22 protein-coding genes are annotated in these 21,727 nt (G+C 24.2%); 2 read left to right on the top strand and 20 right to left on the bottom strand.

Going from position 1 to position 21,727, the window contains the following annotated elements; all coding sequences use genetic code 4:
* Positions 1–58 precede the first annotated feature (58 nt).
* From yqeH to SCULI_RS02760, 6 genes are all read right to left on the bottom strand, one after another.
* On the bottom strand, positions 59–1,357 hold the full coding sequence (yqeH, locus tag SCULI_RS02785; protein ID WP_025363119.1) for a ribosome biogenesis GTPase YqeH: 1,299 nt from the start codon (positions 1,355–1,357) through the stop codon (positions 59–61).
* Positions 1,344–1,931 (bottom strand): YqeG family HAD IIIA-type phosphatase, encoded by a 588-nt coding sequence (locus SCULI_RS02780; RefSeq protein ID WP_148294462.1) that lies wholly within the window; start codon positions 1,929–1,931, stop codon positions 1,344–1,346. Before SCULI_RS02780 ends, yqeH begins: the two co-directional genes overlap by 14 nt.
* A gap of 124 nt (positions 1,932–2,055) precedes the next feature.
* A complete protein-coding gene (locus tag SCULI_RS02775; protein WP_025363117.1) occupies positions 2,056–3,957 on the bottom strand; it encodes a hypothetical protein in 1,902 nt (633 codons plus the stop codon).
* Between the two features lie 6 nt (positions 3,958–3,963).
* On the bottom strand, positions 3,964–4,704 hold the full coding sequence (locus SCULI_RS02770; RefSeq protein WP_025363116.1) for an ABC transporter ATP-binding protein: 741 nt from the start codon (positions 4,702–4,704) through the stop codon (positions 3,964–3,966).
* Positions 4,705–4,715: 11 nt separating this feature from the next.
* Complete coding sequence (locus tag SCULI_RS02765) at positions 4,716–5,879, bottom strand: hypothetical protein (RefSeq protein WP_148294461.1); 1,164 nt, start codon at positions 5,877–5,879, stop codon at positions 4,716–4,718.
* A 105-nt stretch (positions 5,880–5,984) separates the two neighbouring features.
* Complete coding sequence (locus SCULI_RS02760) at positions 5,985–6,920, bottom strand: hypothetical protein (RefSeq protein ID WP_025363114.1); 936 nt, start codon at positions 6,918–6,920, stop codon at positions 5,985–5,987.
* 89 nt (positions 6,921–7,009) lie between these two features.
* Here SCULI_RS02760 and SCULI_RS02755 point away from each other — a divergent pair, with 89 nt between their 5' ends.
* Positions 7,010–7,813, top strand: a complete 804-nt coding sequence (locus tag SCULI_RS02755) for a hypothetical protein (RefSeq protein WP_025363113.1) — start codon at positions 7,010–7,012, stop codon at positions 7,811–7,813.
* A gap of 32 nt (positions 7,814–7,845) precedes the next feature.
* Here SCULI_RS02755 and SCULI_RS02750 read toward each other — a convergent pair whose 3' ends face one another.
* The 9 genes from SCULI_RS02750 to rpsU form a co-directional block, all read right to left on the bottom strand.
* Complete coding sequence (locus tag SCULI_RS02750) at positions 7,846–8,640, bottom strand: hypothetical protein (RefSeq protein ID WP_025363112.1); 795 nt, start codon at positions 8,638–8,640, stop codon at positions 7,846–7,848.
* A 3-nt stretch (positions 8,641–8,643) separates the two neighbouring features.
* Positions 8,644–9,561 (bottom strand): hypothetical protein, encoded by a 918-nt coding sequence (locus tag SCULI_RS02745; protein ID WP_025363111.1) that lies wholly within the window; start codon positions 9,559–9,561, stop codon positions 8,644–8,646.
* A gap of 61 nt (positions 9,562–9,622) precedes the next feature.
* A complete protein-coding gene (locus SCULI_RS02740; protein WP_025363110.1) occupies positions 9,623–10,138 on the bottom strand; it encodes a hypothetical protein in 516 nt (171 codons plus the stop codon).
* Between the two features lie 73 nt (positions 10,139–10,211).
* On the bottom strand, positions 10,212–11,087 hold the full coding sequence (locus tag SCULI_RS02735) for an LD-carboxypeptidase (RefSeq protein WP_025363109.1): 876 nt from the start codon (positions 11,085–11,087) through the stop codon (positions 10,212–10,214).
* Positions 11,088–11,146: 59 nt separating this feature from the next.
* Positions 11,147–12,094 (bottom strand): Holliday junction branch migration DNA helicase RuvB, encoded by a 948-nt coding sequence (gene ruvB, locus SCULI_RS02730; RefSeq protein WP_038648058.1) that lies wholly within the window; start codon positions 12,092–12,094, stop codon positions 11,147–11,149.
* On the bottom strand, positions 12,078–12,629 hold the full coding sequence (locus SCULI_RS02725; RefSeq protein ID WP_025363107.1) for a Holliday junction ATP-dependent DNA helicase RuvA: 552 nt from the start codon (positions 12,627–12,629) through the stop codon (positions 12,078–12,080). Before SCULI_RS02725 ends, ruvB begins: the two co-directional genes overlap by 17 nt.
* Before the next feature lie 105 nt (positions 12,630–12,734).
* Entirely contained in the window at positions 12,735–13,463 is a 729-nt protein-coding gene (locus SCULI_RS02720; protein WP_025363106.1) for a hypothetical protein, read from the bottom strand.
* Positions 13,464–13,575: 112 nt separating this feature from the next.
* A complete protein-coding gene (locus tag SCULI_RS02715; protein ID WP_025363105.1) occupies positions 13,576–14,061 on the bottom strand; it encodes a hypothetical protein in 486 nt (161 codons plus the stop codon).
* A gap of 139 nt (positions 14,062–14,200) precedes the next feature.
* Positions 14,201–14,365, bottom strand: coding sequence for a 30S ribosomal protein S21 (gene rpsU, locus SCULI_RS02710; protein ID WP_025363104.1), 165 nt, complete (start codon positions 14,363–14,365; stop codon positions 14,201–14,203).
* Positions 14,366–14,492: 127 nt separating this feature from the next.
* Between rpsU and coaBC the strand changes: the two genes are divergently transcribed.
* Positions 14,493–15,659 carry a bifunctional phosphopantothenoylcysteine decarboxylase/phosphopantothenate--cysteine ligase CoaBC gene (gene coaBC / locus SCULI_RS02705; RefSeq protein ID WP_025363103.1) on the top strand — a complete coding sequence of 389 codons (1,167 nt, stop codon included), beginning with the start codon at positions 14,493–14,495 and terminating at the stop codon, positions 15,657–15,659.
* Positions 15,660–15,690: 31 nt separating this feature from the next.
* Here coaBC and SCULI_RS02700 read toward each other — a convergent pair whose 3' ends face one another.
* The 5 genes from SCULI_RS02700 to deoC form a co-directional block, all read right to left on the bottom strand.
* On the bottom strand, positions 15,691–16,194 hold the full coding sequence (locus SCULI_RS02700; RefSeq protein WP_025363102.1) for a Panacea domain-containing protein: 504 nt from the start codon (positions 16,192–16,194) through the stop codon (positions 15,691–15,693).
* A gap of 187 nt (positions 16,195–16,381) precedes the next feature.
* The gene (locus tag SCULI_RS02695; RefSeq protein WP_025363101.1) at positions 16,382–18,235 is read right to left on the bottom strand and encodes a PTS transporter subunit EIIC; all 1,854 of its coding nucleotides are present in this window, start codon (positions 18,233–18,235) and stop codon (positions 16,382–16,384) included.
* Positions 18,236–18,259: 24 nt separating this feature from the next.
* Positions 18,260–20,383, bottom strand: coding sequence for a hypothetical protein (locus SCULI_RS02690; RefSeq protein ID WP_025363100.1), 2,124 nt, complete (start codon positions 20,381–20,383; stop codon positions 18,260–18,262).
* Between the two features lie 120 nt (positions 20,384–20,503).
* Positions 20,504–20,989 (bottom strand): lipoprotein, encoded by a 486-nt coding sequence (locus tag SCULI_RS02685; protein WP_025363099.1) that lies wholly within the window; start codon positions 20,987–20,989, stop codon positions 20,504–20,506.
* A gap of 70 nt (positions 20,990–21,059) precedes the next feature.
* Complete coding sequence (gene deoC / locus SCULI_RS02680) at positions 21,060–21,725, bottom strand: deoxyribose-phosphate aldolase (protein ID WP_038648055.1); 666 nt, start codon at positions 21,723–21,725, stop codon at positions 21,060–21,062.
* Between the last annotated feature and the right edge of the window lie 2 nt (positions 21,726–21,727).

The raw sequence follows: 21,727 nt of genomic DNA, 5'->3' as shown, positions 1-21,727 counted from the left end.
GTTAACTAGTACTTTATAAATAATTATAAAACAAAATAAGCAATAATTATCATTTATTTTAAATCATTGCTGGTAATAATTGAACTTTAATTCCAAATTCAGTTTCTGGAACAGTAACTGATAATTTCATTCCAACAAATGATTTAAAATTAATTCACCCTAATCCAGAAATATGGATATCCATTGGTGCTGCCTTGTCAAAAGTAAAAGTATGTGTTGTAAAAGTTGCATCATTATCTTTTAATCTTGGTGACAATGCATGTCTATGAGTTCTAAAGTATTTTTCTGTATTATCAGATTTTGTTCTATGTAAAGGCATTTGCTTATTTACATAGAAATGAAAACTTGTTTTTAAAGTTTTATTTTTGGCAAGATCAATTCTTTCGCCATCTTCAAATGAAAATCAAGCAAGACCTCCATAGAAAATAGTTTGTCCTTTTAATAATTGATAAGTTACTTGTTTTACTTCTTTTTGGAAGAAGAAGTAATCTCAATAAGTTGGTGAAGTTGCAATTGCAATGTGATTGTGTTTCACCAATCCAGGTGTATCATAAATATAATTTTTTTCTGTAAAGTTAATTTTGATCTTATCTAATGTTGTATTTACATATTTTGAAGTAACAATTGAAGGAATTTGTTGATTTGCTGATAGACAAGCATTAATTAAACTTGATTTTCCAGCATTTGAAATTCCAATAATGTATTGATCATAATTAACTGATTTTAATTCATTTACTAAAGCATACACGTGTTCTGGTTTCATTGAAGAAGTCAAAATAAATTTTGCATCCTTAATTGGTGAATCTTCAAAGAATTTTTGAACATATTTAATAATTTTTACTTTATTGACAGCTTTAGGAATTAAATCGACTTTATTAATTAAAATAACAACTTCTTTTTTTGAAATTAATTGTTCTAATCAAGGTAGTCTACTTCCTGGTAAATCAAAAATATCAACAACATAATAATATCTAATCTTTTCTTGTGTTTTATTAATATTATCTAAAATATCAATAAAATCTTGATCATTGATTTCTTGTTCTACAAGACGATTGTAGTGTTTAATTTTAAAACATCTTAAGCAATAATCTTGTTTTTCAATATCTAAAACATATCCAGGACGTCTTTCATCATCAATTTGTAAATCTTTTCCACATCCAACACAACGTTTTGGTCCAGTTTTGTCCAAGTTAGTTGTATTTCCAACTCCTGGTTTAACTTCTGTTAAAGTAACTTTATTTTTTTGCTTCACTTTTGGAGGTTTAACTCCATTAATGTGTGCCAATAAGGCTTGATCTTCTAATTGATCAATTTCTTTTTCTAGTTTTTCAACTTCAGTATTCTTAGAGTATTTCATAATTACCTCCCAATTCCCCTTCATTATAGAATCCTTCATGTAAAATATTTTTTTGTGCTAATCGTTTTTTAATAGCTTTTTCTAAAAATTGAACCATTTTACTTTCACCATTGCTTCTTCCTAATGGTGAAACCAAAATACTTCTAATATGACTTCTATTGGCAACCAAAACATCAGTAATTAGTTGATCACCAATTAAAACAATTTCGTTTTCTTTATAAGGCATTAATTTTTTAACAATTTTCATTTTGCCCAAGAGTGGTTTTTTACAATCTCAAAAGTAGTTTTTAATTCCAGCTTTTTTTGCAAAGTTTTCAACACGACTTCTAATATTGTTTGAAAATAAAACAAATTCCATATTATGTGCATAAACATTTTTAACAAAATTAATGACATCAGTTGTGGGAATTCTTTCATTTCATCCAATTAAGGTATTGTCCATATCACACATGATTAATTTTATTCCACTATTTTTTAGTGAGTCTAAATTAATCTTTTTGTAACTTTCAAGATAAATTGAAGGCTTAAAGTAGTTTAAAAGTAAAAAATTGTGATTTTTTTTATTTGCCCTCATTTGTGCCACCCCTAATCTATTATATTATATCACTTTTTAGCACTATATTTATCTAACACCAACTATTAAAAGTTATTAAAAAAGTTGCTTAAGCAACTTTTTTAATTATATTAAGTTTTTAAATTTAATATCTTGCTTTTGAAATATAAATCTTAAATGATAATGCGTATAGCCCTAAAGCAATAAATAAGTAGAATACAATAATCGCTGTAACTGAAATATTCTTTTTAACTTTTAATTCACTTGTTTGTTCAAAAAGAATTCTCTCAGAACTAGCACTATTTAATTTAATTATTCCAGTTTCTTGATTTTCTTCATATATTTTTATTAGAGCTGGTGATAATTGTACTTTATATGAAAATACATTAAATCGAGTCATAAAACCAAATTCATGATCTAAAATATTTGATAAAAATGGATCTTGAGCTCCATTTAAATAAATAAATGACATGTGATTTAAAATATTTATAATATTTAATGTTTTAAGTGAAGTTATTGATGTACTTAAAACATTATTGTTATTGATATAACTATTCAAATTAAAATCAATAACTTCGGGACCTGTTATAAAATACATATTTTTATATAATTGCAAAGTAATATAGGCAATCTCTTGCATTATTGGTGATAATGGGTTTTCATATTCAATTTCAAAGTATTTACTATCTTTTTCATAACGATATGTTGGTAAATAATAACCTCCAATTGGAACAAATTGAGGATTTTCATAATAATTTTGATTTTCAATTTGAACTAAATTGTTTGAAAGAGAAAGTTCTTGATATTGCTCATTTATACAATCCATTATAATTTTTAAATTTGGATCTTTTGAAACAATATAATCAATTGCTGGAGTTAAATCATTAGCTTTAACTTTACTTCCATTTTTTAATGAACCTGTGAAAATATTTTCATTTTTATCTTCAAAACCGTCTAAAGCAATTCTAATTCGATCTAATAGTCTTGCAATTTTAGTATTTTTAAATAAATAATTATTCATTTCATCACCTTCTGGATGTGTTGAATAAGAAGTAATTTTTGCATTATAGTTTCCTGTTTGAACCATAAATTGTAATAAATGACTTGCATCCTCTAGTCAATATGAAGCATAAACATCTGCAAAATTTTGAAAACCTATATCAATCGTTTCATAATTTGGGAAAAATACTTCACCAATATTTGTTTTTAAAGTTGTAAATAAACTATTATCCCCTTCTAATAAACTTTGAGCCTCTTGAACGTTTGAAGCATTTAAAGCTTCAAAGAAGTCTTTTCCTGATTTAATGAAAGGCGTCATATGATTAAGAGTTTGGGCTTGTTGCATTTTTTGCTCAATTAAAGGTGAATATTTTATCAACATTGAAAATAATGGAGATAATGAAAAAGCAATTGTAATAACTGATGTAAAAATTAAACTATTTGCAAAAGAAAACATTTGAACGACTATTAAAGCAATTGCTGAAAATGCAACAGCATAAAGCATTCAAAAAGCAGAAGAATTTACAATTAATAAATAACCAGTTCGAGGTAAGTGTAATCCTAAAGGGATAAGAGTACTAAAAATAAGATTAATAATTAGAGTCACTGCAATGACAATAATTCCAATTGATACTCTAATTAAATGACTAATAAAAGGTTTAATTCCAGCTCTAACTTCAATATTTTGCATTCCATTATTTTTTTGTACTTTTATTAAATAGATTAAAGTAACAATTAAAAGAAAAGATAATAACATTGAACCCACTAAATATTGGATTGATATTAATAAATAAAATTTTGATAAATTCATTATTCCATCATTAATAGATTGATTAATATACATTGCACTAATAAATAAAATATTAAAAATAATAAATAAACTTGCAAGTGTTAAGAATGAAACAGACACTGCAATTCTTTTTAAATTAATCTTAAAAAGAATTGCTACACTCATTCAATTTGTTTTTTCATAATTTTTAATAGTTGCTAATGCTTTTAATTTTTTTGGTTTTTTTGAAACAATTGCTTCAGTTTTAGATGTATCCATTTTGTTTTAATCCTCCCAATATAATTTTTGAATTACTTCTGTGTCAATCTCAATTGATTTAGTAAACTTTTTATAGATTTCTATTATTTTTTCTGTTTTAGGATCAAATTCTTTATCATAAACAATTTCTCCCTTATTGATTAAAACTAAATGAGTTGCAATTTCTTGTAATTCCTCAATTAAATGACTTGTGATTAAGATTGTTACACCAATTGAACTTAATACTTTAATAATTTGTTGAAATTCAATTTTAGATTCAATATCTAAATTAGCTGTTGGCTCATCAAAAAAAATATAGGTTGGTGAAAGTGCTAAGACTGAAGCCATAGCAACTCTTTTTTTAATTCCAGATGAAAGGAATTTTATTTTTTTATTTATATATGGTTCTAAATTTAGTAATTTAAAAATACCTTCTGACTTTTCTAACATTTTTTTACGTCTAATTCCATGAGCTGCACAAGTATATCTAACATATTCATCAACATTTAAATCTTTTGGAATCACTTCTGTATCAGGAAAGAATGCCAAGCGTTTTAAATTATTATTTTCAAATAAACTTTGTCCATCAATTAAAATTTCCCCTTTTTGTAATTTTAATTCACTTGCAATTGCTCTAATAGTTGTAGTTTTTCCAGCTCCATTATCACCAATAAAAACTACAACAGAATTATCTGCAATTTTAAAACTAACATCTTTTATACCCATGCCTTCTTTAAATTGGCGAGTTACATTTTTTAATTCAATCATATTTTTAACCCCTACTCATTGTGTACAAAATCGGAAAAGTATCAATACTCTGTTTGTTTAATATTAAACAAAGCATTAAAAACTAAACTAGTTTTTGTATTTGTATTATCTATAAAATTGTTGTATGACATTAGACTGATTTCAATTTTTTCACTGCTAGCAGTTAAAAAATCCTCAAATTGTGGTTGTAAAAATGATTCGTGTCCTAAAAATCTAAATCTTAATGTTTTAGTTTCAAATCCTTCATAACTAAATATAATTGGAGTATCTCCTTTTGGATCACTAGATAATAATTCAATAATTTGTATAATAATTTTTTTTGAATATTTTTCAATATTTTCTTTATTATTTTCATCTAGAATATCACCAATTAAATATTCTAATAATGTATAGATACTCATATCTTTATAACTAGTATTTTTTTCATCAATTATGTCATATAAAAATTCTGTTCCTGTTGAACCTTTAATCATATTTCTTAAAGGTTCATATAAAAATGCTTTTAATTGATCTGATTGGTCTATCAGATTAAATTCTCCACTTATTGTTTTTATTGTTGTATCAATAATATAATTTTCATTTAGACAATTTCTCTTTAAAAAATCAACATCTAAAACTCATTTTTCAGTTTTATTATCAATAGTTTCAAAAATAAATAAATCATTAATATTTTCAAGTGCATTTATTTTATTAATTGAAATCCCATCAACAAATTGTAATGCTTTTTTAATACTTTTTTGTGCATCAGCTTCTGTATGATAAATTTTTTCAATCTCTAAAACTTTATTAATTTGTGCTTCAATGTCTTCTAGTTTAATTGCTACAATATTTTGATCTAAAGTATATTCATGATCAATATTTTCAACATTGTCATAATTTGAATAAACATTAAATTCAAAAGAAATTTGATCATTTGTTAAACTTTCTGCCTTTACTTGAAAAATTCCTGGTGTATAGATTATTAAATTTTCGTTTGCATCTTTAACAACTTCTTCTAAAGATTTTTGCAAAGTTTTTGAAGTATAAATAAATGTTAATATTTCATAGCTTAGTCTGTTGGTATCAATTTTCTTTAAATTTTGTGGTGTTGATAAATCAAAAGTACAAGCAACAACTGAAGTTATACTTGTATTAGCCACACAAAAAAAAGCTAATAAATTTAGTATTTTTTTCATAATATTTCCCACATTTTTCCCATTTTTTTGATAGATTAAAGTAACTTTAATGTATTCTTTCATTATAGATAAAAAAAAAAAAAAAAAAGCAAACCTACTATATGTCTACTTTTTAATATATGAATTTTTATTATAAGGTAAGGCAATAAATTCATAAACAAATTCTAAAAAAACTAATACCTTTAAAACATCATTATAACAATGATCAATCACCTTTTTGATAGCTTTATTCATAACTTTATACTCTTCAAAACTCATCTTATGAGTTTTTGGAGCAGCAAAGAAAGTATAGGCAGTTTTGCAAAGACTGCGAATATCTTCATCTTCATTTTTTCAATTTTTATTATTATCAATAGAATCAAATCAATCAAAGAATTTTTTACTACTTGTAAGTGCAATCATTTCTTGTGATTGTTTTCCTGAAGGAAGGTTTTTGGCATTATAAAATTCACTACCATCTTTATTAGTGTTTGAAAAACTAAATGAATTTTCTAAGACATCATAGATATCAAAGTAATTGGCATTTAGTTCTTTTTTCTCTTTATTATAAAATGCAATATTTAATGTTTTTCTTGAAAATAAGTTTTTATTTTCATTAATTCATTGATTAATAATTTTAATATCATTACTAGCTCCAGCACAAACTATTGTTTTAATTTCTTTATTGCGACACATATTTAAAAAACTAGTAATCATTTTTTTATATTGTGCATGGAAGTTATATCCATTATCATTATATGCTCGTCTAATAGTAATTGATTTTATGGCTTTCTTATTGTCTCGATTTGCGATCTCTTTTAATGATTTTGCAAAACTATATTGGATAACATAAACTAAATCTTTTTGCTCTTCGCTATATAATTTAGTTTCAAAATCACCATTATCATGCGAATAATTAAAAAATTCAGTATCCAAAACAATTATTGGAAATTGAATGTTATCTAAAAGTTTTTTTGCAGTATTTTTATCAAATCTAAAATTTTGAAATTCATTTAAAAGAAAATAACCATTATCAATAACCTTGATTGATTCCTTATTCATAATATTTACCTACTTTTTAATATTATAGCAAACTTTTAGTTTTTTTTGTTTAATATAATATTATATACAAAGGCAAAAGAGGAATAAATATGAGCAATTATAGTGTTTTACAAGAATTTACTTTTTCAAATTCAATTAAATGATTTAAAGAATTCTTCTCAAATAAATTAGATGAATTAAAATCTGGTTTACTTGAAGCACCAGAACACGAAATGATGGGTGACTTAAATTTAGATGTAACAACTTTAAATACCATATTTAGTAATATTAAACAAAGTTTAAGCGAAATCAATAATTTTAAAGATTTAGAAGATTTTATTGAAGAACATACAATTAAAATTCAACAAGGACAAGATGAACAAATCAGTTTACAAAATGAACTAGTTGACGCTATTAAAGAAAATCCATCAAATATTCATGAAAAAATTACAGAAATTATCTTTAAAATGCAAGTGGGAAATATTGTAAAAACTTGCTCAAAAGCTTTAGAAATTTCAAGAAATTTAAATAATAAGCTTGGTATTGATACTAGTTTTTCAGAAATTGATATTGAAGATATCAATTATATTATTGATACTGAACTTTCAAAAAGCGCAGATCGTTTAAAAAACTGATCAACGCAAAATCCAAATCAAGCAGAAAACTATAAAGATGAATTAAAAATTTTACTATCAGATGAGGACATTAAGGCTAAAAAAGATGCAATTGAAATTATTGAACATTACTTTAGCACAATTATAGGAAATGAAATTGATGATGAAGAAATTAGCAATTTAACTCCTGGCGCAATTGATAAAAATTCTAAAATTGTTATTTTTAATCAAGGTATCATTATTTGTGAAGAATTATATTCAAAAATTCACTTATCTCATCAATTATTGACAGCTATTTAAAAAAGACTGCATAAGAATTATTATGCAGTCTTTTATTTTTCTATTTCATTTTCTTTAATTTTATATTCTTGATTTAAGATTTTAAATCCCGTTTTATTTTCTTTTATAACAATATCTTCTTCAGTTAATGCTAATCCTTTAAGAGCTGATTGTTTTTTTAAAATAGTTTCTTTAACATTATTTAAGTCTTGATTAAAGTCCTCATCTAAAACAAAAACTCCATTATCATCCAATATAGGATTAAAATCACTATAAATTGATCTCAATCAAGTATTGATAAATAAAAATGGTACTACTCCTGTTGAATTTTGATTTTGAGTAACTGTTAATAACATTTTTCCAGTCATCTTTCACCCTTTCAAAACACTAACAGCCATTGTAGTTTCAACATGTGCTTCTAATTGATCTTCATTTCTACTTATTGAAAAATCATCAATAAAAATGTTTTCAATAAAAAATGTTAAGCCAGTATAATCATACTCATTTTCTGATAAAGAGATTGGTTTAAAAATATTTGCCAGATCACTATAAAATATTAATTCTTGTTCTGACATATTTTCATTAAGACTTATTTTGGGATCTGTTGTTTTAATAGTTACAAGTCCTGATTCAAAATTTAAATGTTCAAAATATTTTCCTACATACTCTAAATTATCAAAATAAACTTGTTCAATACGATTATGCTTAAATAATTTTGCATTTAAATCCTCAATTGAAATACTTGAACTAACTGAGGGAAATGATTCAATTGGCTCACAAGCAGCAACTAAAGCCACTGGTTGAGAACTAAGAGAAAGTATTGACAATATTGATAATAATTTTTTCATACTTTATTTTCCCCCATCTTCATTTGTTTGCTCTAAATTTAACTTAATACTTTTGATGATGGTATTATCCATCTTAAATTCTTTTTTAAAAGTTGCTGTTCAACTTTTTTGAGTCTCATTTTCATTAGTTTCTTCAAGTTCATCAACTATAAAATTCAAAGTACTATCAAAATGAGAAAATATTTGTAAAAAAATATTTTTTTGATTTTCTTGTGTAATAGTACCTACTATTTCATTAGAAGTTTCATTAAATGTTAATGTTTCATTATTTGTTAATTCTTTCAAATATTGTATTGTTAATTTTTCATTTTGATCATAAAAATCAATTTTAGATGAAGATACATCATTGGCTGCAAATTCAATATCTTGATTTGATATTAAAATTAATTCTTCATCTTGTTTATATTGATCATAATAATATGTATTTTTTTCAACATCAACTTCAATTGAAGTGCTTGAAAAATCATAGAAAACTTTTTCTTCTGTTGTATTTGGATCTGAAATATTTAAATTAAATGTTTTGGCTAAATAATCATATGAGAATTGAACTTTAGTTGTTTCTTTATAATCATTATCGTATAGTTTATTATATTGATCATATGTTAATGGATTACCTTCAAAAATTAGTGACGAACAAATATATCTTTCACAATTTAATCTCAAATAATTGTCATTTCCAACTATAAAAGCTGGTTGACTTTCTCATTGCTCATTTTCACTTTGATCAATTTCTTGAGGTAATAATTCAAACTTGTGTTTTTGTTCTTGTTCATCTGTATATGTAAAAACATTTTGATAAGCTATAAAATTGTTCATATCATTAAAAATAATTGATGTTTCATTATTACCACATGAAACTAGTAATAAGCTTGGAGCTGTTAAAACTAATCCCAAATTAGCTTTAAGAAATTTCTTTAGCATTTTTAATACACTCCCTTTTTAGAAATTATAACAAATAAAAAAACAAGAATTAAATTCTTGTTTATTTTTGAGGTTCACTTGTTTTTGGATTACCATCTTCTCAGAAGTTAATTGCTAAGACGTTTTTAACAAATCTAACAGAAACTTCTAAATCTCTAACTGGTAATTTTAAATATCCATTTGTATATCTTGTTGCAATATGAACTAAAGTTAATGATACCATTTCAGGTTCTGTTTTAATTCATTCAATTGGATCTTGATTTAAGAAATCTGAAAAGCCATGTAATTCAGCCATTTCTTTTTGGAATGTTTTGATACCTGGGTCTAGTCAATTTTCAATTAATCAACCAACAACTTGGTTATGGTATGTAAATTTATCTTGAATGTATTTAAATCCCAATTCCATAACAAATGATGGAAATCTTCTTAGTCCTTCTTCAACTGAAGGCAAAATTAATACTTCATTAACTTTTTCTCCGCTATCTGCAATAAAACTCAATGAGATAAATGCTGTTCCATCCAAAAATGTAATTTTTCCTAAACTTGATTCTTTTAAGTTGTATACTTTCTTATCCATCTGTAAACCTCTTCCCTAAAACATTATTTAAATTATACACTATTTTTTGGCAAAAATCACTAGTTTGCTACTATTATCGTGAAATCTGTGTTATTATTTTACCTTCAAAATCAATTGTTGTTTGAGCATTTAACTCTCAACAAATAATATTATTTGAAAACATACCTTCGATTCCATATACTATATTTTTTGGATAATTATTTTTTAATCTTTCTTTTATTAATTGCTGTAGTTTTTGATCACCCATTAATGATTTTGCAAATATAATTGCTTTTGGCTTTTTAAATAAATGATTATGTAGCATGAAACTTATAATTGATTCAACTTCATATTCATCCTCTGGAATTCCATCAATAAATAAAATTGAATTTGAAGTTAATGAAGGCATATATTGAGTATTTCAAATTTTGATAAGTGACTCAATTTCTCCTCCGATTAAATTACCAGTAATTTTTTTAGTTCCCTCAAAAATTCAATCATTTAATAAAATATTATTTTCATTATATTGGCCTTTTTTTGAAAATTTGGAATTAATACAATCAATTAAGTTAATATAGTATTCATTTTTTTGTTCTTGATTAAATTGTTTAATAAAGTTGGGACCATAAAAGACACGATTATTTGAATTAGAAACAACTGCATTCAAAATTGTTGTTGCATATGAATTTCCACAAAAAATTGAATTAGATTTTTTAACTAATTTTCAATCAATTAAATCAATTAAAGTATTAGTATTTTCAAAACAATAAGTTGGTAATACTAATTTTGGTTTTCTTTGAATCATCTTATTAAATTCAAAAGCAAGACCAACATTTCTTCCATGATTTTTTGATTTTTCATCTGGTTTAATAATCGTAAACCCTTTTTCAATGAAAAAATCAATTGAGTTTTGGAAATCAATTTTATTATCTGTTAAAAAATCTGATGGATGGAATAATCCTAATTTCATATAATCACCTTTATTAATTCTATCTTATTTTTTACTTTTTTTATATACACTAAAAGTGTTTATACATCACATGTTTTAAGTAAATCAACTCCCTTTTTAGTAATTGTTCTTCCCCTAACTGTTTTTGTAATTAATTCATTAGAAATTAAATTTGGTTCAATAATATTTAAAATAGTTGCAGTTGAAATATTCAAAATTTGGCGAATAGTATCTAAACCAATATATTTGTGTTTTGAAATTAACTTTAAATAATTAATATCTTGTAAATTTAGTCCATATTGATAAATATTTAAATTATTTAAAACATTTGTTATATATTTAATTGTAATTTTTTTTGGCTTTTGACTAATAATATAGTCATTAATTCTCTTAAGTAAATTAATACAAATTCTTGGATTTAATTTACAAAATCCACTTAAATATTCAATTACTTCAACTGACAAATTTAAATTCATTTTAATTACATTTAAGGTTAAAATTTGACTAATTTCTGGTTTTGTATAATTTTGAAAATCAAAATTAATAGCAAAACGATTAATAAAAGGATCTGATAAACGATTTAATTCTGTTGTTGCCACTATTAACGTAAAATTTGGTAATTTAATATTGACAATTTTTGAATTATATTCTTTTCCAATTATTAAATTTAGTTGATTATCTTCTAAAACTGGATATAAAATTTCGTAAACATCTTTTGAAACAGCATGTATTTCATCAATAAAAAGTATGTCACCCTCTTTTAAACTGGTTAAAGGTGAAATTATTTCACTTGCTTTTTGTAAAGTTGGACCATTTAAAATATAAATTTTTTTATTCAATTGTTTGGCAATTAAATAAGCTAGACTAGTTTTTCCAAGACCACTATTTCCATGAAGAATCATATGATCTAACTTTGAATTTCTAATTTTTGCAGCATCAATATATACCTTTAAATTATTAATGATTTTTTCTTGACCAATATATTCATCAAAAACTGATGGACGAATATTATTAATAATAGACTTCATTTAATTTTATAATTGTATTTTTTAATAAATTATCTTGGTCTAGATTGGGGTCAACTTTTAAAATCGCTTGATAAATATCACCAATTTTGTAACCTAATTTATGTAGAGATTGAATAACATTTAATTGAATTTTATTATATTTTTGGCTTAAATATTTAGATCTAATTTTTATAATGATTTTTTGGCAAATGTTTTGCCCTACATTTGTTGCTAATAAAATTGCATTTAAATCACTATTCTTTGCATATGCAATCAATTCATTTGCAGTGAGAGTTTTAAAAATTGATAAAATAGTTTTAATACCAACATTTTTAATTTCTAATAACAATTTTGCCATTAGATAATTTTCTTTATCTGTAAAAAATAAATATTGGTCACTATAATCTGTTTTTAAATTTATAAAATAGATTAAAACTTCTTGATTTAATTGAATTGAACTAACTTCAATTAAATAACCATGATATCCAGTATTGTTAACTTCCAAAATGATTTCATTTTGATATATTTTAATAATTTTTGCTTTTAAATAAAACATTTTTTTCACCTCAATATAGTTATCGTCACAAAATTGAAAAAAATTACACTTTTTTCAATAAAATAAAAGTTGAACTTTAAAGTTCAACTTTTTAAAACAAAAATTTTAGTTAATTAAAATTTCAATTTCTAATGCTTCATAATTTATTGCTATAAAAATAATTTTTGTCTTACCAGATTTTAAAGCATGAATATTAAATTCTGATCCTTCTTGTAAGCTTGATTCTAACTTTTCAATTTTCAATATTTCATCATTTCCTGAAATAAATTTTATATTAGTATTTATTAAAAGTTTTATTTTTTTAATATCCCCCACAGTTAAAATATTTGTCTCGAACCTATAATCTATTTTTTTAAATATATTTTTGATTTCTAGCCCACTATCTTTTAAAATTGATTTTAAATTTTCAAGTTCTGCATTTTGATTTTTAAATTCTTGCTCTATTTTTTTCATATCTTCATTTTGTTGCAAATAGAGTTTTCGACACTCAAGTGTAAATCGAGGCATAAGATCACCCTTATCTATGGAAACATAATCATTATAAGATTTAATATATTGACAAAGCAATTTATCTTTTCTTGTTTCCATAAGCATTATATCATTTTCACGAGTACTCACTCATTTTCCTTTACTTATACTTTTTGGATCTTCAAACTTAAAATCTACATTAAAATTAATTTTGACAAATTTCAAAAATTTTTGATAATCACAATTGAGATCAAATTTAGTTTCTTTTTGTCATTCAAGTACAAACTGATCAGGAATACTTTGATGATAAATAATATGTATTAATTGATTGCTACTATTTGATAAAATATTTTTACTGTCATTCATTTTTAATTTCTCCTATTCTTATGACATATCAAGAGCTTTTTCTCTCAATATAGTTATCGTCATAAAATTTGAGAAATTGTACAAAAAAAATACACTTTTGTGTATTTTGCAATTATTTTTTAGTAGCTTTTTTAGCTGTAGCTGTTTTTTTGGCAGCTGGAGCTTTTGCTTTTTTTTCACCAATTAAAGGTAATGATTTGGCTTTCCCTGCTTTTTTTCTGTTTTCTTCAAAGAATTGATTTCTTTCTTCTGTAATTATTCTTGCAGTTTTTAAAGTAATTGGTTTTGATTGAATATCATATTTTTTTCTAATTTCATCAACAGTATTTTGTCCTGCACCATAATTTAAAATTGATTCAATTCTTTCCTTATTTTTTACAGAATCTTGAACACCTTGTGGTAATGCAGAAATATCTCCTTTACCTTTTTTTGCAGATAACATTTGTTTTGATTGAGTTAATAAATTAACTTTATTATTTTTATCTGGCAAAATAGTTGGTCTTTCTAATTTTTTACCTGATGTCATTTTATTTGCATCACCTTTTGGTTTTAAATTATTTAAATTTGTGCTTTTAGTGCTTGTGCTTTTTGCTGCCATATTTGATTTCTCCTCATTTGTAATAAACTTATTATAACTTATAAATATTAAATAATTGCTCTACATACCCTTAGCATTATTAATATACACATTAAATTATACTTGAATTTGTAAAAATATTATAAAAAAAATTTGGCTATTAACCAAATTTTCTGTTTTGTTTTTGTTTATAAATACGTTTTTCTTTTTTACTCAAATGATATTCACGCTTTCTTGCTTCTGCCTTTGAAGAAGCGGCTACCTTTTGAAATCTTTTTAAAGCCTTTTCGATTGGCTCTCCTTCACGTACTGTAACACTTGCCATTTAGTTTTCAACTCCTAATACAAAATAATTATACACAAAAACAAAAAATACATATTTATTTTTTTATTTTTTTTACAAAAAAACTCAAAAAATAGTTAAAATTATAGCAAACAGGGAGAAAATTGAGATGAAAACCATTAATCTTATTATCACAGGTGGAATTGCTGCAAGTAAATCTAGAAAAGTTTATGATTTACTTGCACAAAAATATCAAGTAAATGTAATTGTGTCAGAAAATGCTAAAAGATTTGTAAAATTGGACGATATTAACTATATTGATAAAATCTTTGATCAAGATTATTATGAAAATCATACATTTGGAGAACATATTAAATTAGCTTTTGGAGCTGAATTAAATGTCGTTTATCCAGCAAGTTATAGTTATATTGGCAAAATTGCTAATGGTTTGGCTGGAGATATAAGTTCGCTTTTATTTGCTGCAAGTAAAGCACCCTTTTTGCTTTTTCCAAGTATGAACTTTAATATGTATGCCAATCCAATCTTACATGCAAATAAAGAAAAACTATTAAATATTGCAAATGTAAGATGAATTGAACCTAAAGTTGGAAAAATGGCTAGTGGCCATGTGGGAATTGGAAGAGCTTTAGAACCTGAAGAAGTTGATGAAATTGTTGGTCAATACTTTAAAGATTATGTAAAATTCAATGATAAAAAAGTTGTTTTAAACTTTGGAAGAACAAGAAGCTACATTGATAAAGTACGCTATATTACAAATGAAAGTTCAGGAAAAATGGGTATGTCAATTCGTGATAATCTAAAAGGTCATGTTAAAGAATTGGTAAATATTTTTGGAGATACTGATGTTGTCAACGTTGAGGATGAATTAAATATTCATTGTAAAACTAATCAAGACATGCTTGAAGCTATGAAAACTCACTTTGATGATGCAAATATTGTTATATGTGTTGCTGCTCTTTATGACTTTGAAGTTGAAAATAAAGTTGATCATAAAATTGAAAAAAGAGAGCAACATGAACTTTCAATTAATTTAAAAGGATCAATTGATGTCTTAAAAGAATTGGGAAAAATCAAAAAAAATCAATATTTAGTAGGTTTTAGTCTTGCAAATGAATTTGACTTAGAAAAAGCCTGAACTAAAGCAACAGAAAAAAATGTTGATATGTTAATTGTTAATTTAACAAGTGCTATGGGTGATAATTTTAACCAGGTAAAGGTTTTAACAGTTAAAGATAAAAAAGTAATTGATATCCCTTATGATAATAAAAATAATGTATCAGCTGAAATTTTGCGTTTAATCCATGAAGCAATTTAAAAAAGAAACTAAATAACATTAGTTTCTTTTTTTATTCAAACTTGATCTTTAAAAAGTAATTATTAATTTGAGTTTTATTCATAATTGTTAATTTCTTTGTTAATTTTCAAGGTGAATTATTGAGGTGATTTAATTCAATTAATCTTCAAGAAGAAAATTTTAAAATTGAGTCTAAAATTTCATTTATAATATCAAAATCTGTATTTAGTTCAGAATAGTTTGAATCGCTAAAGAAAAACTTTGGAATATTTCTAAATGGATTTCTTAAACGTTGTTTTACTTCATAGTATACTTCATTAATGATTGGTCCATATTTATGAGCAATAAAGTCATCATCAAATATTTGTTTTCCAGTTTTGGAATAATATAAACCATATAAAAAATATAAAATATTTTGTAATTTTATATTTTTAAAATCTATTACATCTTCTTCTGCGTAAATTAGATCTCTATATGAAAAAAGTCCCTCACACTTTTGGTAAACATAATTTACCACATAATTTGCAATAGCTCTTGCCTTGCATATTCTATTCATTTTTTCAACTTCTTTCGAAAAAAATAATACAATATTTAAAAACAATTTCAATATTTTTTAATAACTTTCATTAAATTATTAGAGTTAAATTTTTATTTTTTATGACAAAAGTAATTCTTTTATGACGATAAATATATTGGGAGGAAAATAACAAAATAAAAAATATGCTCTAACTTTTAAAGCATATCTATTTTTTATTTTGTTTTACAAATTGTTTTTTGAACTCCAAAAATTGTTTTTTATTTTCTACTTTAAAAGTATTTAAATTATTTTTACTATTATAGATTTCAATAAATAATTCAATTGTTGTAATATAATTTTCTTTAATAACAAAATAATATTCTAAGTTTTGTTTCTCAATTGAAATAAATCAATAATCAAACTGATTAACTTCAATTGATTTTTTTAATTTAATATTTAATTTATTATTTTCTTTTTTTATTGCTTCAATGTTTTTAAAATTTAAAAAGAATAATTTTAATTGAACTATATTTTGTTTATCAATATATTTTTGTTGAACATTAGTTGTTAATGGATCAAAATTAATTGCTTTAAAATAAAAATAACTAATTGTAAAAACAATTGCTCCAAAACAAATTCCTAAAATTGGAAGTATTCATATTCTAGTGTTTTGACCATTAATGGTTGGAATAATTCCTTGAAATATTAAATCAAATAAACCAGTTGAAAAAGTTGTTCCAATTTTTAATTCCAATAAAGACGTTATTGCTCCAATTACACCTGTTAAAGGAGCATAAATTGCAAAAAAGAAAATTGGATTTAAATAACAGAAAATGTATTCAATTGGTTCTGTAATTCCTAAAAGAAATGAAGTTAAAATTGCAGAACTGTACATTCCAATATGTTGTTTTCGTTTATCTTTTGGAATTCTCAAAAATATTACAACTGCAATTGTAGGAAGTACAAACATTGAGTTTACAAATCCTCCCGTCAAGAATCTTGTAACTCTTAAACCTGAGTTTCAGCAATCTTGAATTGTAACATACTCATTATGTAAAACCCCTGCTGAAATTATTTGATCCCCTCTTAGGTCTCAAAGACCTAACTGATTTGTTTGAGAAAATCAATTATCAATTATTGAAAATAATTCTTGATTTGTTTCTAATTTTTCTTTTAAAGCTTCATATAATTGGTCACCAAAAACATTTTGTTCAAGAATATACTCTAATATACCTGGAGAACTTGATAAATCAGCATTAGTTCTATTTAAATATTGAACTAACAATTGATCTTGGTAGTTAATTAAATTACCTCCAATATCTGTATATCACATTGGTGCTTGTCATAATAAACTTGATCCAAATGGAATTAGCATTCTTTGTAAAGTTCTAAAAATAAATGAATCAACTCCAACTGGAGATTTTGCAACCAATACCCCAAAACTCATAAGTGCTCAACCAATCATTGGTCAAATAATCATAAAAATAAATGCACATAAAAGTGAAAAGATTGGAGTCATGATTAATACAAATTTTTCTTGTGCAAAAAATTCTAATCCTTTAATTAGTTTTATATCTTTAAAAATTCTATAATTAATTGTTGCAATTGTTCCACAAAACAATCCTCCAATAACTCCAGTATTAAAAGTATTAATACCAAAAATATTTGTTAAATATATTTTTGAATTTAATTTTTTTCAAAATAAAATATTAAATTGATCTGGAATTTCAGCTGAAGGAACAATGAATGCAGAAATTGAAACATTAAATATTAAGTAAAATATCAAAGCACTATAAATTGCAGCACCTTTATTATTTGCAAAACCAATTACAATTGCCAGACAAAATCAAATACCAATATTTGAAAATAAAATAGATCCTATGTTTTTAAATAACTTTTGTGCAATTTCATTATTTGAATAGTTATCAATGATACTCCCTATTGAAAGTAAGATCCCAAAAATTGGCATCAAAATAATTACAAATCCAAAACTTTTGCTAAGTTTTTGTAAAAAAGTTTTGTAATTATTTTTTGTATATCATGAAAGTTCAAAATTTTTATCAAATTCGCTTCTAGTCATTTTTCTAAACTCAGATCTATTTTATTAAAAATTATTTTTCTTAATTAAAGTAAATTTCTTTAAATTTACTTTTGAATTTATTTGTTTGTTTTTTTGATTCGTTTTTTTATTTTCCAATTCAACCAATTCATCATTTGAAATAATATTTAGTTTTTTCTTTCTTTCTAAATAATCAATTCTTTTAAATTCATCATAATCAATTTCACCTACAGGTTTTGACTCACGTGATGAATTTTTTTTCTTTTCTAAGAATTTTTTAACATTGTCATTTTCTTTAGTAGTTTCTTGAATTTTTTCTACTTTTTCAATATTTTTAATTTCTTTTTGTTCTGCAACAATTTCATTTTCTAAATTATCTTGATAATCATTTGATTCTTCTTCAACAATTATTTGTTCTTTTTCCTCAATTTCAATTATAGGTTCTTCAAGTTTATGTTCAATTATTTCTTCGATTTCTAAAGTATCATTATTTTCTTCATGTGATTGTTCATCTATAACTGAATCATCAATAACTAATTCTTCAACAATTATTTGTTCTTCTTCTAATATTGATGATTCAGAAATCACTTCTTCTACTTCAGGATAAGCAATTAAATCATCATTTTGTTCTAATTTTTGTCTTTCAATTTCTTCAGCTCGTGCTTTTATTAATCTAATTGCATTGATTGCTTTTTCTTTTGAAAATAAAGTAGTTTTAATTCTAAAAGCACTTCATTTTCTTTCTAAAATATTATATGAAGTATCTACTTTTTGTTTTTCTTTTTTTATAATTGCTTCAGTTTTTTCTTCAGCTTTACGTTTAGAAATTTCAATTCTTCTTAACTCTTCTACTTTTTGTTTCTCTTTTAAGTCTTTTAATTCTTTAACAGCAATCTCTTTTTCTTTTGTTATTTTTTCAATTTTTTTATCTTTTGCTTTTGAATTCTTTTTAATTTTTTTAATTATTCTTTCACTAACTTCTTTTTCAGAAGAAGCAACTTCCATAGCTTCTTGAATTGCTTTACTTTTTGCAATTGCTTGAGTTTTTTCTTTTTCTGCTAATTTTCTAATTCTATTTTCTTCTTTTTCACGAATTGCTTGTTTAGCTTTAATTATTTTGTCATTAAATTCTTTTTCTTGTTTTTCTTTTTGCTCTTTTATTTTATTTTGTTGCTCTTCTAATTCTTTTGCTTTAATTATTTCTGCTTCTTTTAATTGTTTTTCTTGTTGCATTAAAAGTTCAAAAGGATCTAATTCATCAGCTTGTTCTTCATTATCTTGATCTAGGTTATGAAAATCAAAATCTTCATAGCCTTCTACTGAGAAGAAATCTTCAAAGTCCTCTTCTGTCAAATGATTTGAATTATTTAACTCTTTTAAATCATTTTGCATTTTTTCAAATGCAATTTTATCTTTATTTGCAAGATATTCTCTTAATTTCTTTTCATCACGTGCAAAATCAATTTCTTGATCATCATCTAATAAAATATTTAATGGTAAGTCTTCAATTGTTTTATATTTTTTAATGGCTTTATCAATTTTTTTAAGTTTTTTATTTGACTTATCAATTAAATCTAATTTTAATTCTTGTGTTGTTGAATCATTATTATTCTTTGCTTCTTGATATTGTTTTTGTGCAACTTTAATTTTATTTTCTTCTTCAAAAATTGCTAACTCAATTAAACGCTTTTTATTTGCAAGTTCTTTTAATTTCTCTTTTGCTAACTGTTCTTGATTTAAATTATGAGAATTAGTTACCATGGCATTTTTAAAATCAATTGTTGAAGTTGATGGTTCTTCTTCAAAACGTGAGTTGTTTCCACCTCTCATTTTATTTAATTGTTCATCTTTACTTGCAAATATTTGTTGAATTCTTAATAAATTAGTTTTTCTTTGTTTTAAAATCAATTCCTGTTTTGAATTTCCAAAAACATTTACTTCTTTAATTTTTTCAAAATGTCTTTCTAACATTATTGTTTCAATTTCTAATAGATTGGCAATATAACGTCCCACATTTTCGCGAGTATCATCATCAATATTTGAAAATTCACTTGTTAATAAATTAATTGTTGAAGGATTTAGATTTAATTCAATTAAATCATCAATTCTTTTTCTAATAGAAGCTGGTAGACCATAATCTCCAATTTCAAAACCGTGTCTTTTAGCCATAAAAAAATTCCTCCAAAATTGTTCACTATAATTATACCAAAATAAAGGTCTATTTTTTATGAGAGTCAAACTTGAAAATAAAAAAACATATTCTTTTTAACAGAATATGTTTTTTTATTATTATGGTGTATATTTAGCTAATTGATTATTTAAATGTATTCTAGTAGCTCTTGAAAAAAACTTATAATTTAATGGAGTAATTAAAGCAGCTCTTCCTGTAGCTGCATTAAAGAATGGAGGAAACCATACTTCATCTTGAGCATAGATTTCACTTATTTTACCTTTTTTATCATATTCTTTATAATCAGGAATTAATGTTGCTAAATGCTGATTTAAATATCATTCTGCATTTGCAATTATAAAATACTGTAATTCTGCACTATTTTGTGCTTCCATAATCTCAGCATATGAAGGATTTTCTCAATTAATATTTAAGATTGTTTTGTAATCTTTTAATCAATACATTCTTAAAGTTTCAGCTTCTTCTATTAATGAAATGTATCTCATTACTTTTTCTTGATCTGTTAACATTTCACAACTAATTGTTGTGGCAACAGTTGAGGGTACTAAAGAAAAAGATGCTAAAAAAGATAATATTTTTCTCATATTAAACCCCCCAATATATATTATTTTAAATGATTTTAACTAAAAATAGAAGAGTAAATCTTCTATTTTTTTAATAATTTGATGTATTGTCTTGTCCTTTAACAATTGAAACTCCTCCACTTGTTCCAAGTCTAGTGGCTCCATTTTCAATCATTTTTTGAGCATCTTCAAATGTTCTAACTCCCCCAGCAGCTTTAACTTGGGCTTTATCTTTAACAGTATCTGCCATTAATTTAACATCCTCAAATGTAGCTCCTCCAGTTGAAAAACCAGTTGAAGTTTTAACAAATTCAAGTCCAGCTTCTACAGCCAATTGACATGCTTTTACAATTTCTTCTTTTTCAAGTAAGCAATTTTCCATAATAACTTTAACTGTGTTATTTGGAGCTGCTTTTTTAACAGCTTTCATATCGTTTAACACTAAATCTCAATTTTGATCTTTAATAGCACCAATATTGACAACCATATCAATTTCAGTTGCCCCTTTTTTAATTGCATCCATTGTTTCAAAAGCTTTAACTTCGCTTGTATTTGCTCCAAGTGGAAAACCAATTACTGTAGTAATTCCTACATTTGTGTTTTTTAATAATTTAGCAGCTAATTCAATTTGACAAGGATTTACACAAACTGTTGCAAAATCATATTCTTTTGCTTCATTACACAATATTTCAATTTCTTTAACTGTTGCTGTTGGTTTTAATAATGTATGGTCAATATATTTGTTTAATTGCTTCATTT

It is taken from the genome of Spiroplasma culicicola AES-1, from assembly GCF_000565175.1.
Taxonomy (GTDB): domain Bacteria; phylum Bacillota_I; class Bacilli_A; order Mycoplasmatales; family Mycoplasmataceae; genus Spiroplasma_A; species Spiroplasma_A culicicola.
The sequence above is the reverse complement of the archived record's forward strand: the minus strand, read 5'-3'. Positions and strand labels throughout refer to the sequence as shown.